Source organism: Enterobacter sp. CPE_E1241, from assembly GCF_045618265.1.
Lineage (GTDB): Bacteria > Pseudomonadota > Gammaproteobacteria > Enterobacterales > Enterobacteriaceae > Enterobacter > Enterobacter adelaidei.
Map to the genome: position 1 here is coordinate 1228374 of NZ_JBIWYV010000001.1, position 12556 is coordinate 1240929.

The 12556-nt window shown below is 52.0% G+C and carries 12 protein-coding genes; 6 read left to right on the plus strand and 6 right to left on the minus strand.

Annotated features, from left to right (window positions below; all coding sequences use genetic code 11):
- Positions 1 to 148: 148 nt before the first annotated feature.
- The 4 genes from ACJ9Y9_RS05905 to ACJ9Y9_RS05920 all read left to right on the plus strand — a co-directional run bounded on the left by ACJ9Y9_RS05905 (position 149) and on the right by ACJ9Y9_RS05920 (position 6142).
- Complete coding sequence (locus tag ACJ9Y9_RS05905) at positions 149 to 586, plus strand: DcrB-related protein (protein WP_028018436.1); 438 nt, start codon at positions 149 to 151, stop codon at positions 584 to 586.
- A 17-nt stretch (positions 587 to 603) separates the two neighbouring features.
- A complete protein-coding gene (locus ACJ9Y9_RS05910; RefSeq protein WP_407226075.1) occupies positions 604 to 4842 on the plus strand; it encodes an RHS repeat-associated core domain-containing protein in 4239 nt (1412 codons plus the stop codon).
- Entirely contained in the window at positions 4836 to 5402 is a 567-nt protein-coding gene (locus tag ACJ9Y9_RS05915) for a hypothetical protein (RefSeq protein WP_032666918.1), read from the plus strand. The genes ACJ9Y9_RS05910 and ACJ9Y9_RS05915 overlap by 7 nt, the downstream gene beginning before the upstream one ends.
- Positions 5403 to 5557: 155 nt before the next feature.
- Positions 5558 to 6142, plus strand: a complete 585-nt coding sequence (locus tag ACJ9Y9_RS05920; protein ID WP_050482930.1) for a hypothetical protein — start codon at positions 5558 to 5560, stop codon at positions 6140 to 6142.
- Between the two features lie 455 nt (positions 6143 to 6597).
- Here ACJ9Y9_RS05920 and ACJ9Y9_RS05925 read toward each other — a convergent pair whose 3' ends face one another.
- Positions 6598 to 6858 carry a hypothetical protein gene (locus ACJ9Y9_RS05925; protein ID WP_028018433.1) on the minus strand — a complete coding sequence of 87 codons (261 nt, stop codon included), beginning with the start codon at positions 6856 to 6858 and terminating at the stop codon, positions 6598 to 6600.
- Positions 6859 to 7184: 326 nt separating this feature from the next.
- Here ACJ9Y9_RS05925 and ACJ9Y9_RS05930 point away from each other — a divergent pair, with 326 nt between their 5' ends.
- Positions 7185 to 7928, plus strand: a complete 744-nt coding sequence (locus tag ACJ9Y9_RS05930) for an SDR family oxidoreductase (protein ID WP_028021396.1) — start codon at positions 7185 to 7187, stop codon at positions 7926 to 7928.
- Positions 7929 to 8140: 212 nt separating this feature from the next.
- Here ACJ9Y9_RS05930 and ACJ9Y9_RS05935 read toward each other — a convergent pair whose 3' ends face one another.
- From ACJ9Y9_RS05935 to ACJ9Y9_RS05945, 3 genes are all read right to left on the minus strand, one after another.
- Positions 8141 to 8500: a hypothetical protein gene (locus ACJ9Y9_RS05935; RefSeq protein ID WP_028019542.1), complete on the minus strand. Its 360-nt coding sequence runs from the start codon at positions 8498 to 8500 to the stop codon at positions 8141 to 8143.
- A 505-nt stretch (positions 8501 to 9005) separates the two neighbouring features.
- Positions 9006 to 9461, minus strand: a complete 456-nt coding sequence (locus ACJ9Y9_RS05940; RefSeq protein ID WP_028019541.1) for a hypothetical protein — start codon at positions 9459 to 9461, stop codon at positions 9006 to 9008.
- A 295-nt stretch (positions 9462 to 9756) separates the two neighbouring features.
- A complete protein-coding gene (locus ACJ9Y9_RS05945) occupies positions 9757 to 10641 on the minus strand; it encodes a LysR family transcriptional regulator (protein WP_028019540.1) in 885 nt (294 codons plus the stop codon).
- 119 nt (positions 10642 to 10760) lie between these two features.
- On the opposite strand from ACJ9Y9_RS05945, the gene gstA reads away from it, so the two are divergent.
- Positions 10761 to 11366, plus strand: a complete 606-nt coding sequence (gstA, locus tag ACJ9Y9_RS05950; protein ID WP_028019539.1) for a glutathione transferase GstA — start codon at positions 10761 to 10763, stop codon at positions 11364 to 11366.
- A gap of 81 nt (positions 11367 to 11447) precedes the next feature.
- Here gstA and ACJ9Y9_RS05955 read toward each other — a convergent pair whose 3' ends face one another.
- Positions 11448 to 11723, minus strand: coding sequence for a hypothetical protein (locus tag ACJ9Y9_RS05955; protein ID WP_072032745.1), 276 nt, complete (start codon positions 11721 to 11723; stop codon positions 11448 to 11450).
- 38 nt (positions 11724 to 11761) lie between these two features.
- Positions 11762 to 12352: a hypothetical protein gene (locus ACJ9Y9_RS05960; protein ID WP_028019538.1), complete on the minus strand. Its 591-nt coding sequence runs from the start codon at positions 12350 to 12352 to the stop codon at positions 11762 to 11764.
- Positions 12353 to 12556 lie beyond the last annotated feature (204 nt).

A 12556-nucleotide genomic window follows, 5' to 3' on the forward strand; every position in this document is an offset into this window, starting at 1 on the left:
GGTAATTACCAGGAAAATAGAGTTGTATTTGCGGTGAAGCCAGAAATGACCTTCGGTCAGCAGAGAGATCGCCGGACCAGCATCTTTTCAGCCTTAAACACATATGCGAAACTTACCGCTTCTGAAAAAATGTGGTGGGACCCGCTCAATGTCAGAACCATCTTCGCAGTGCCTTTTCAGTGAAGGACTGATCAACTTTCCTGATGGCTATCAGGATCGTACCGTAAACGTATTTGCGCCGCCCGCGGCGGATGCACCAGCGTTCAATATCTCCCGCGATGCCCTCAACCCCGGCGAAACGCTTGCCGCGTATATCGATCGCCAGCTCGCCCTGATGGAAAAACACATCAAAGGCTGGAAGCAGGGTGAGCGCAGCGCCGCGACGCTTGGCGACAGCCTTTTACAGGGTGAAATTGTCCATGCCAGCTACCTGCGCGACGGGAAACGCGTCTGGCAGCAGCAGGCCGTGTTTACTGTCGACAGCCATAAAATTCTGGTGTTCACCATGACCTGCACGCGCGCGCTGGGCGATGCCGACAGCGCGCAGTTTGGCGAACTTCTCAGGAGCTTCCGCTTCCACCAGTAACTTCAGGGATCGTTGTTATGTTTGAAGCAGCACGCGTTGGTGATGATATCGGCCACTCTGGTGCGCTGGCCGGGATGATTGCCGGAACGATTGTCGGTGGCCTGATTGCCGCCGCCGGGGGGATTCTGGCGGGGGCCATGTTTATTGCCGGACTTGGCGCATCCTGTCTTGGTGTGGGCGTTCTGCTCGTCGGCGCCAGCCTGGCCGTGGGGTATTACACCGGGGAGCTGGCGATCGCCGCCCGGGACAGCATCGCAGACGCCGGGGCATCCAGTATGACGAAGAAAGGCGTCATCACCTCCGGCTCGCCCAATGTGTTTATCAACGGTAAACCTGCCGCCATGGCCACGGACAGCGCGGTGAAGTGCTCTGACGACGGCTCGCAGCAGATGGCCGAAGGCTCCTCGCGGGTCTCTATTAACGGCCTGCCTGCGGCCCGCATCGGGGATCGAACCACCTGCGACGCGAAGGTGATGACCGGTTCGGACAACGTCATCATCGGCGGCGATCCGCAGCAAACCCTTCCTATTCAGTCTGAAGTCCCGGAGTGGCTCTACAAAGTCTCCGATCTTACCCTGCTGTTCGCCGGGCTTATCGGCGGCTGGGGCGGTGCGGCCGGCAAAGTCGGGGCGCTGTCTAAGCTGCTGGGCAAAATCCCTGGCATTAATAAGCTGGCCCGTATCGCCTGCCGCGCCGGCACGCTGATGACCGGCGTGGCGGCGGCGGGGATCATTGCCCGCCCGGTGGATATTGTCAGCGGACAGAAGTTTCTCAGCGGGGATGATGAGCTGGATTTCGTCCTGCCTTCCCGTCTGCCGGTGCGCTGGCAGCGCTACTGGCGCAGCGGCAACCCCGGTGACAGCGTACTGGGCCGCGGCTGGAGCCTGTTCTGGGAAAGCCGCCTGGAGCCGTATCAGGACGGCCTGGTGTGGCGCGCACCGTCCGGCGATTACGTCACCTTCCCGAAGGTCCCGAAAGGGCTGCGCACCTACTGCGAAAGCGAAAAAAGCTGGCTTGAACATCACTCTGACGACAGCTGGTCGGTGTATGACGTCAGCGGCGAGCGTTGGCATTATGCACCGCTGCAGGATGATGCTCCGTCAATGCTCCAGCGCCTCTCTGAACCCTGCGGCAACGATATTCTCTTCGAGTGGAATGCGGATCATACCCTGCATGCCCTGACCGACAGCGCGGGTCAGCGCGTGGTCTGCCGCTACGACCGTGACAGACTCGCCAGCGCCTGGCTGGATGACGAGATCTGCCTGGTCAGTTACGCTTATGATGAACAGCGCCGGCTGGTCTGTGTGACCGGCCGGGGCGGTAGCGTGCGCCGACGCTTCCGCTGGCAGGACGGGCTGATGAGCGCCCACGAGGACGCCAACGGCCTGCTGAGTGAATACCGCTGGCGCGAGATTGACGGCCTGCCTCGCGTGGTCGGCTTCCGCCATAGCGGCGGCGAACAGCTGACGTTCGAATATGATTTTGATAACGGCATCCGTCGGGCCATCCGCGATGACGGCGCGCAGGCGCACTGGCTGGTGGATGACGACGACAACGTCGCGCGCTTCACAGATTACGATGGTCGCCAGACGACGTTTGTCTACCGCGACGGCGAGCTCTGCGACGTCATTCTGCCCGGCGGTGCGATGCGCCGCAGCACGTGGGACAAATATGGCCGTATGACCAGCGAGACGGACCCGGCTGGCCGCCACACGGAGTATCACTGGCATCGTCTGACTGATCGCATCACCCGCACGGTGTACCCGGACGGCACGTCATCGCAGGCCATGTACGACCTTCGCGGTCGCCTGCTGTCGGAAACGGATCCGGCCGGTAGCACCACCGCGTATCGCTATCCCGACGATGAAGAAAACCTGCCGGAGAGCATCACCGACGCCATCGGCGGCGTGGTGCGCCTTGTCTGGAATCACCAGGGGCTGCTGACGCAGCGCACCGACTGCTCCGGCAGTGTGACCCGCTTCACCTACGACCGCTTCGGGCAGCTGATTGCCAGCGAGGATGCAGAAGGGAATACCACGCGGCGGGAGTGGAGCCGTGCCGGGCTGCTGAGCGCCGTGATCCATCCGGACGGCAGCCGCGAGTCGCTGGTGTGGAACGAACGCGGCCAGCTCACGGGCTGGCGCGACCCGCTGGAAAGCGAGGTGAGCTGGGCCTATAACGCGCTCGGCCTCCCGGTCAGCCTCACCGACCGTATTGGCCGCGTGCGCCAGTGGCGCTATGACCCGCGCGGTAACCTGCTGCGACTCGAGAATGGCAACGGGGGGGAATACCGCTTCACCTACGACGCCGTGGGCCGACCGCTCAGCGAAACGCGCCCGGACGAGACCGTGCGCCATATGGAATGGGATGCGCGAGGGTTCCTCTGCGCGCTCGAAGAAAACGGACGGCCTGCCGCCGATGGCGGTATCGCCCGTCGCGTCCAGCAGTTCAGCTATGACGACAGCGGGCTGCTGATCGGACGCACTCAGCGTCACGCGGAGTACCGCTACTTCCGCGACCTGAGCGGTCAAATTACCCGCATCCGCCGTACGCCGACAGCTGAGGGCGTTGCTCTGGGTATCGAAAGCGATGAGATCGTTTACCGCCACGATACCGCCGGGCGCGTGCTGAGCGAATCCGGCATTAACGGCGCGGTCGGTTACGAATGGGATGCCCTGAGCAACCTGACCGGCCTGACGCTGCCCGGCGAGCAAAAGCTGGCCTGGCTGCACTACGGCTCTGGCCACGTCAGCGCTATCCGCTTCGGACAGCAGCTGGTGACCGAGTTCACCCGCGACCGCCTGCACCGTGAAGTTCGCCGCACTCAGGGCGCGCGCGAGCAGCTCCGCCAGTATGACAGCCTCGGCAGACGCACCCTGCAGCGCAGTGAACTGAGCACGAACGTGACCCTGCCGGAGCAGGCGCTACTGGAACGCCTGTATCGCTACACCGCGCGCGGTGAGCTTTCCGGCGTCAGCGACACACTGCGCGGTGAAGTGGATTACGGCTACGACGCCGAAGGGCGTCTGCTGAAGCACTACGAGGCCCGCCAGGGGCACAGCCGCGCGCAGTTCAGCTATGATGCCGCGGATAACCTCGCTGCCAGTGACGACGCGGTACCGGTGACGGATAACCGCCTGCAGCACTGGCAGGCGCTGTTTATGAAATACGACCACTGGGGCAACCTGGTCAGCCGCCGCAACGGGCTGTATGAGCAGCATTATGTCTATGACGCCGAGAACCGTCTGGTGTCCGCCCGCGGAACCGGGCCAGAAGGGCGGTTTGAGGCGCGCTATCACTATGACGCGCTGGGTCGCCGCACGCGCAAAATCGTCACCACCGCGCATGGCACCACCGACACCCGCTTCCTGTGGCAGGGCTACCGTCTGCTGCAGGAGCAGCAGAACGCCGGGCTGTGCAGCACCTATATTTACGACCCGAATGAAGCCTGGAGCCCGCTGGCGCGGGTGGATCACCTTCGTGACCAGAGCAGCGGTGAGATTTACTGGTTCAACACCGACCTGAACGGCGCGCCGCTGGAAGTGACCGACGAGCATGGCGCGGTGCGCTGGAGCGGCCAGTACGGCAGCTTTGGCGAGGTGCGTCATCAGAGCGAAGGGTTCTCACGGGTTGTGAATCGCACGGCGATGGCTCACCAGCCGCTTCGCTATGCCGGGCAGTACGCTGATGGTGAGACGGGGCTGCACTATAACCTGTTCCGCTACTACGACCCGCAGCTCGGGCGGTTTATTGTGCAGGACCCGATTGGGTTGAATGGCGGGTGGAACCTTTATCAGTATGCGCCGAATCCGTTGGGGTGGATTGATCCGCTGGGTTTAATAAACGAATTTGGAATCGCAGGCTATGGAAGTCCCGTCCATGCAAAAGACGGTTTAACTGCACATGAGTTATTACAAAATGCTTGGCTAAGAAATAATGGCATAATAAAAGGTAGAATGTCTGGTATTGCAACTACCAACCCAGCGATAGCTTTGCAAGAAAACGCTATGCATAAAACCATATCCAAATTACAGGCCAAATATGGATTGCATAATCCTAATGTACTAAAAAACCAGTCCGCATTGCAGAATATCAACAGGAATACTGCAATTACTCGAAGAGGTATTTACGAAGACTTGGTGAATAACAGAGGTTGGGAACGTCAAAACGCTAAGAAATTTGCCACTGAAACGGCAATGAAACTTAGAGAAGAGTCTATTGGGTTTGCCAGAAAAAATGGGTTGACAAAATGTTAAAATCTAATCTTATCGCTAAAATAAGTACCCTGCCTGATGCTAATGTCATTGGGCGGATTGGTGGAAATATCCCTGAATTCTTTTTAGATAAACTAGGTGATATTCAGGGGCATAAATTTTATTTGACAGTTCAGAATCCTGATGATGGACATGAGTATATTACGATACTTATTCCTGAAGAATATGATGATATGATTGATAACAATATCTACCCAAATTGTTCAGTAAAAGTTTTTACGCATACGTTTTCTGATGAAAGCAATAATGATGCATTTACGATAAAACACATTAATAAGGCAGTTATTGTTGGGTATGATAAGGTTGAAAGTGAAGAGTTTGACTTTATCACTAAAACCGAAGATGCAAGGTTAATACAATCGGAAGATTATTATTTTGATGCTTTGCAAAAAGATGGTTATGCATTTTTCATGCAGATAGATGAAGATTATTATCCAGATGCATTGCTTGATGGTGATTACATCTTTGGTTACGGTACTTTGTATTTGTATAAAAACATATCTGGCGGGAATATCGTAGCTGGTTTTTGGCAGTACTCGTAAAGATAAGTGATTAATAAAAGCCGGATTAATATTAATTATTTCGGCTTATATAATACAGATGATGTTTTTATTCGGAATGCATTTACTTCCTTATTTTTTAATTGCTTTTATAAAATCTTTTCTAATTTAATTAGTGATTACTGAGGGCTATATTTATGGATGCGTCTGATACTATTGTGAATGAGATTGAAAAAGCATTAAAACAACTTATTGTCATTTGCAATAAATACTCGCTGTCAGGGAGTTTCAGCACCGTCAATGATCTGGACAATGCCTTCCCGTCCAATTTACCTCGTTCGACAGAGGTGGAATTTTTATATAAAAATTATAATCCTGAAAAGTTAAAAATTGAAACAGGCTTCACGCCAATTAAAATTCACTCTGTCAGTGAGCTCTCGAAGGCTCAAAATGGTTGTGAGTACTTACTAAAAAATTACCTTGTTTTTGGTGATGATTTAGGTGGAGGTAAACCTATAATTGCGGCTATCGATGAAGGGAATACCTCTGTCTATGCTAGTTATGATGTAATTGAACCATTTAAAATAGCTGGCAGTCTCTCTGGATTTATATTTTCATTAGCTGAGCTTATTGATTTGGTATATGGTCAATACGATATCTTTGATATAGCAGATGATAATGACGAAGTGAAAGATGACTTTATTGATGAGTTGCGGAAAAGAATTGTGCCTCTTATCGGTAATGAAGGTTTTAATGCATTCTATGATTATTTTTATGGCTAGGGTACATGTTTTTTGATGGAAAAACATGAGGTAATGATTATACGGATCGTCTAGTAGATGATCCGCATGAATATTTCTAACTACACTAGATGAGTTAGCTCTTCTGCCCGCGGGCTATGGGAGTCATGCTCAATCAGATACTCCACCAACCCCAGAGCATCCTCGTAATCTTGATGCGACGTGCTTGAGCCTAAGGAAGGGAGCTCGCTTGTCAGATCGTTTGCCACTTTGATGGTTGCTGCATAATTCATTCTCCAGGTTGGAAACATTATATATGGTGGTTGGCGGGTTGAGAATGTGGCAACTGTCATGGACCGCAGTTTGCATATGCTCGTGATAACGGCGCTCATTTAATGAGTGCGAACATAATAAGAGGTGATTGTGTAAGATACGTCTGCTTTGTGCCAAGAGCGGACGTTGCTGATAGCGAAATCTGATTTGACTGTGTTCATCAGTCAGGGCTGTACTTGCTCTATTTGCTTCAGCAAGCGCTCAAAAGTATCAATAGATCCCCATAACTGATATTTCATATCGAAATCCCAATCAGGACAACCAGCAAGCTCTGATTTGAACAGTTTCAAACCGAAGTGGATTGCGGCGATTTCATCACGGCCGCAATTTAGGGCGATCTTGGCAAGTTGAACATCACTCAAAGGTCCATGCGGCGTATCCTTCCAAGCAGTGTGAAAATGTCGGTAAATCGTTTTTAGTGCCATTGTTTTGTATACGCAGTAAATGCAAGATTGCTTTGATTATCGCCCTAGCTAATAGAAAGTCCACTGTTTGGACCATGTTAATTTACAATCGGGATTGCCAGTACAGACGCAGAATAAGTGAAAACTTCCGCTCTTCGCTCACAACAGACCTTCAGCCTAGCCATCTTGTCCGCTTTGTGCCAGGAGCGGACTGACACGCTATTAAAAAGATTGCAGTACAACTTATCCAACCCGTCGTCTAAAAATGGCACTAACTGAAAGACGCCAATCCCTCTCCTCATGTATATCTACATCCATACATAGTCATTAAGAAAGGATGAAAGAAGATGCTAAAAGGTAAGAGGGCTGTGATTACCGGTGGTGGCGCGGGATTTGGTCAGGCGGTGAGCGTGTGGTTGGCACGAGAAGGCGTCGAGGTAGATTTTTGCGCGAGGCGTGCCAATGATATTCAAAAAACTTGCAGTATCATCTCGGCTGAAGGCGGAATTGCGAAAGGATATATCTGTGATTTAACCCAGCCTGAATCCCTTTCTCAGTTCTCTTCAAAGTTGTTAACTTCAGACAAGCCCATAGACATTTTAATCCTCAATGCTGCTCAGTGGTTATCTGGAACGTTAGACGATCAACCAGACACAGAAATTATCAATACTGTCAGCTCAGGACTAACAGGTTCGATTCTACTGACTCAGGCATTGCTACCCAGTTTAAGACGTTCAGAAAGTGCGGATATAGTCTCAATTATATCTTCATGTGGGATTCCAAATTTTACAGATTCAATTGCGCATCCCGCATTTTTTGCTAGTAAACACGGCCTTAGCGGGTTTACAACTAAACTCTCACACCAGTTATCCGAAGAAAATATACGTGTGACTGGGTTATATCCCCCAGATTTCGAAGTGACAGGATTAGATACGTTTGTCGATGACCAATTCAAAATGGGGGAGCGTTTAATGAATGGGCGCTCGATCTGGGAAACAATTCGCTTTGTGTTGGCTCAACCGCGTAGTTGCCACATTAGTAGCATCTATTTTGATGGTCCTACTCGCGAAAAACTGGGTAATAAAGGCTGAATTTGGGGACGTTGAACAGAGTAGCCAACTTCCGCTTCTCGCTCACTGCGGACCTTCATCTCAACAAGTTCGTCTGCCCTGTGCCAGAAGTAGAAGTTGCTAACAATACCGCATCTTCATCAACATAGGGCTGACTGGTCATTGCCAGCCCAAACCAGTGCCATTCCTTCACTTGCTGTGACGAACGTTTTAAAACCGAATGTTGCTGTAAATCAATCTAAATCGGCAGATAATATTTGTATCAAGACAATGAGTTTACGGGCCTCTTCTGGCGTAATTAACCAGTAATCCGTCATTGGAAATCCAAACAGGCTTAAATTTAACTGAATCATCAGGAGAGGACTGTTCTCATACTCCTCATACCCAAGAGTTTTTGGTGGCTTGCTAATATACCGAAACTGTTTTGTAGCAGAAGCACTGGTTGCAACTTGTCTCTTCGATTTATCGCTATTATTAAACTTAACCTCTTCACTTTGCATCTGAGGTTGGTCGAGTGCTGACCATGCAATAAAGTCACTGAAAAGGCTGATAATTTCCGGTGTGTTTTGCTTTGTCACCTCAAATACGTTCATATAGCCTGAGTCTGCTGACAAAGAACTGAATGACAATGTGTAACTTTTATTATTGTATGTCGTTGAATATATTGTGTCTGCAAGGAATACGCAGGTGCCATTTCTCGATTTGTACACAATATTATCTTGATTGTAATAGCATAAATTGTGGCTCAAGCCTTTGTAATGGTCTTTATTTAAAGAACACCCGGACAGTAATATTACTGATAAGAACGTAACGGTAATTTTAAGATATCGCATCATTCATCCAATGAAGTTTAAAAAGTGACAAATACTATTTGGAAATATCTTTGTTCCTGTTCAGATTTATGACTGAACAGAAGTTGTCAGTATTAACGGCAGGATGAAGTAAACCTTTAATGTGGGAATCCGAATGACATGAAATACGCTGTTTTCGCCGGAGTTCAGCTCAAGCCGCACCGCTCCGTCGTGCCGGGATTTAACCCGCTATCGCACAACATCCAGTTTTTTTACCAAGCAGAACCCCGGCCTCCCATTACCCACCTCAGCGCGCCGTTATATAAGGCTCCTTCACAAACTCCGCCAACAGCCAGACCATATCATGCAGTAGCCCGATGAGTTCTTTCACCACGCTCGCAGGCAGTGTCCCGCCCATCACCGCCAGCGTTAACGCCACAGCATAATCCACCTGCAACGCCGTCTCCTGCCAGCAGTCCGGCACGCAGGAAACGATCTTCTCACCCGCGATGAGCCGTTCAACCAGATGCGGGGGAAGTTCCGTATCGCAACGTTCACGGAGGTGTTTAAGCAGCTCCAGCAAGCGCTCGCAAAGTATAGAAAAGGTCACGGGATCGTCAGTTTCAACCAGCACGCTCACACAGGCGGCGCAGGTGTCAGCCAGTTCGAAGAGATCTGCGGAATCGCAAAGCTGAAGATTGATGAGGTGATGAACAGCGCTTTCTTCAGAGAGCGCATAAGAAAAGTTAGGTGTAGTAGCCATTTAGCATCCTCGTTGTGCAAAAAAATGTCATGTTATGCTAACGGGTTCCTACGCCCGGTTACGAATGTGCCGCAACGCAGGCACTTTACGACCGTGAAGACGGGATGAAAAGGGATGCCCCTGAATTACATAAGGTTGCTTGCAGGTTTGCGAGGCGGCTTCCAGAAGGGAATTGCCGGGTGGCGGTTACGCCTTACCTGGCCTACAAAAGCAAACACCAAACCTCCCCGCGACACGAACCGTAGGCCCGCGCAAGCGCAGCGCCGCCGGGCACAGTTTGCACCGCCGTAACTCCTTACGTAGACCTTTTCATTTTGAGCAACACTTCCAATAACGTCTGAGTTGCTCGGGAGGATTTGCTCGCCGCCGAACAAACCACCCCAAACTCACGGTACAGCGAAGGCGTCACGGGCACGACGCACAAACCGCGTAATTCATCCGGCAGAGCGGATTCAGGTATCAGCGCAACGCCCATGCCTTCGCGCACCAGCAGGCAGGCGCTGATCCAGTCCCGGACGGTCACCCGCACGTCAGACAGCTGCAAGCCAGCCTGTTCCATCAGGCTTTTTCCATTGACGGCACAACCGCCTGTAGCGAGTACAAAAGGCTGGTCTGCCAGTTCCTCAAGCGTAATGCCGCGCGCGCGTGCATAACGAGCCTGGTGGTGACTGGCCGGTAGCACCCCGACCCACGCATCTTGTCCCAGGATTGCATCCGCGCGTCCGGGAGTAGGGTTCATTACCACCCCCAGATCAACCGTATCTGCCGCAATCCACTCCTCGACTTCCCGGTCCGTCCCTTCCAGTACAACCACCTCGATTTCAGGATGCAGGCGCTTAAAGTCCCGCAGCAGTCCTGGCAAAAATGTGGATGTCACCGATGGAAAACTGGCAAGACGAATGCGTCCGCCAGTCAGCCCCCGGCTCTCATCCGCCAGTAGGCGGATGGCGTCCAGCCGCGCCAGCATACTTCTTGCTTCTTTAACAACCCGCTCACCCAGGGCAGTTACGCCGATGTGCCGACGCTCACGCGTGAATACTGCAAATCCTAATGAGGCCTCTAGCTGGGCGATCGCCTGGCTGGCACCAGACTGCGTCATGCCAACCTCTTCAGCGGCACGAGAAATATTACTGGCATCGGCCACTGCAACCAGTAAGCGCCAGTGTAAAAGATTCATCATGGGTATCAGTAGCTCAGCTAATGGCTAATTTATGAATCATTAATTTTACAGCGAGCTCGGTTTTAAGCACAGTGATGCAAACCGAATCTTCATCACACAGCCGCTTTAACGGAGAGATTATGAAACTCTATTACGCCCCGGACACCTGTTCACTCTCACCCCATATCGTGCTTCGCGAACTGGCGATTGAGTTTGAACTGATTAAAGTGGACAACAGGAGCAAGCTTACCGCTGACGGGCGCGACTTCCTGACCATCAACCCCAAAGGTTATGTCGCAGCGCTTGAGCTGGATGACGGGAAAATCCTGACCGAGGGGCCAGCCATTTTGCAGTACCTGGCAGACCTCAAGCCAGAAAGTGGGCTGGCACCGCGAGCAGACAGCTGGGAGCGAGTGCGGCTTCAGGAATGGCTAAACTTTATCACCAGCGAAATACACGCTGGTTTGGCACCTCTCTTCAACAATATGTTGCCGGAAGAGGCCAAATCGATTTTTCGTGAGAAGCTGTTCAGGCGGTTCAGTTTTCTTCAGGAAACGCTCTCAACAAACGCTTATCTGACAGGCTCGTCGTTCAGCGTGGCGGATGCCTATCTTTTCACCGTTCTGGGCTGGTGCAAATTCTTCGCCATTGAACTGAATAACTGGCCCGCACTACTGGCGTACCGGGAAAAAATCAGTGCCCGTCCTGCTGTGCGGGCCGCATTACGTGCGGAGGAGAAAGTCTAGGTCTGCGTATTCCGCCGCAGGTATTAATGCCTGAAGCAGGAGGCAAGTGAGGATGTGGAGTCAGGATGGGTTAGCATACTGTCACTCTGCATCTGATTGCATGGCGCTTTTCACGGCATCCTGCTTCCCGGGATTGCATTGCTGTTTTGTTCCTGGAAGATAAAATTTTCCCGACGCGTCCGGATCTGTTCCGCCCGGACAACCCGCACGGCCCGGAGCTGAGACAGTGCCATCCGAACCGTTTCCTCCATCCGAACCATTTCCTCCATCCCCACCATCCCCACCATTACCGCCATCAGCTGCATTTACAGCAAATGCGCCGAGTATGAGCAAAAATGTAATAACTCGTATAGTCATCAAAACCTCCAGTGCTCAGGGCATTTCACAGAAATCCCTCACTTCTGATTTTCAACATGCAACCTGACAGCCTCCAGCGTCCTTCTACGGATCCAGCCGCTCCCTGCCCGTATTGCCAGCCAGTAGGCCGCCATTTTGAGTTGAGTACGTTTGTCCGGACAATAGACGAAGGTCTCAGTACAGAGTTCATGTTGACCTGGCGCCAGTTCCGCTACCTGGTAGCGCAGCAACAGTTTTGCGCTGCCCGGCCCGGCGGGTGCCTGAAAAGCAATCGCATCGGGCGCGTTTTCCAGACCGAAATCTGTCCGCCAGAATTGCCCTCTTAAGCCAAAGCAGAGCTCGGATGCTGAGCTGTGCAACAGCGTAAAACTGTGCAGCCCAAAGTTGCCCGTCGAGTTAGTCTGCTGATTGTGCAGAAATTTCTGCGGTAATTGCCGCAAAGACATCAGCCGCCGAATGACGGGGTCTTGCTGGACGTCAAAGCTTGCAATCAACGGCAGAATATTTTCAGGGTTGGAAGTATGAATGACCGCTCGATGTTTCTCATGGAACTGAAACTGGGGTAAAAAAGCAGGGACATCCCGCCAGAGAGCAAGCGCTTTGCGGGTAACGAATCCGGGGTTCAGCATTTCACGTCCTTGTCATCCTTTGCACTTTGTCAGAGTAACAGATGGCATGCGGCAAACAATTACCAGGAAAACGTAGTTCCGGAGCGTATATCAATAAAACAGCAAAGTCCTGGATCCGACCCCGCGTTGCCTGCAACAACTTTCCAAACTGCACCCGATGCGTTTATGGTGTTGTTTCACCCTCACAGGGCATCAGGTGTCATA

What these genes read in the sequence shown, in the direction of transcription:
- ACJ9Y9_RS05915 (WP_032666918.1), top strand. Translation starts at nt 4,836, where the DNA reads ATGTTAAAATCTAATCTTATCGCTAAAATAAGTACCCTGCCTGATGCT.
- ACJ9Y9_RS05910 (WP_407226075.1), top strand. Translation starts at nt 604, where the DNA reads ATGTTTGAAGCAGCACGCGTTGGTGATGATATCGGCCACTCTGGTGCG.
- ACJ9Y9_RS05905 (WP_028018436.1), top strand. Translation starts at nt 149, where the DNA reads ATGTCAGAACCATCTTCGCAGTGCCTTTTCAGTGAAGGACTGATCAAC.
- ACJ9Y9_RS05960 (WP_028019538.1), bottom strand. Translation starts at nt 12,352, where the DNA reads ATGCTGAACCCCGGATTCGTTACCCGCAAAGCGCTTGCTCTCTGGCGG.
- ACJ9Y9_RS05930 (WP_028021396.1), top strand. Translation starts at nt 7,185, where the DNA reads ATGCTAAAAGGTAAGAGGGCTGTGATTACCGGTGGTGGCGCGGGATTT.
- ACJ9Y9_RS05920 (WP_050482930.1), top strand. Translation starts at nt 5,558, where the DNA reads ATGGATGCGTCTGATACTATTGTGAATGAGATTGAAAAAGCATTAAAA.
- ACJ9Y9_RS05925 (WP_028018433.1), bottom strand. Translation starts at nt 6,858, where the DNA reads ATGGCACTAAAAACGATTTACCGACATTTTCACACTGCTTGGAAGGAT.
- ACJ9Y9_RS05940 (WP_028019541.1), bottom strand. Translation starts at nt 9,461, where the DNA reads ATGGCTACTACACCTAACTTTTCTTATGCGCTCTCTGAAGAAAGCGCT.
- ACJ9Y9_RS05945 (WP_028019540.1), bottom strand. Translation starts at nt 10,641, where the DNA reads ATGATGAATCTTTTACACTGGCGCTTACTGGTTGCAGTGGCCGATGCC.
- gstA (WP_028019539.1), top strand. Translation starts at nt 10,761, where the DNA reads ATGAAACTCTATTACGCCCCGGACACCTGTTCACTCTCACCCCATATC.
- ACJ9Y9_RS05955 (WP_072032745.1), bottom strand. Translation starts at nt 11,723, where the DNA reads ATGACTATACGAGTTATTACATTTTTGCTCATACTCGGCGCATTTGCT.
- ACJ9Y9_RS05935 (WP_028019542.1), bottom strand. Translation starts at nt 8,500, where the DNA reads ATGAACGTATTTGAGGTGACAAAGCAAAACACACCGGAAATTATCAGC.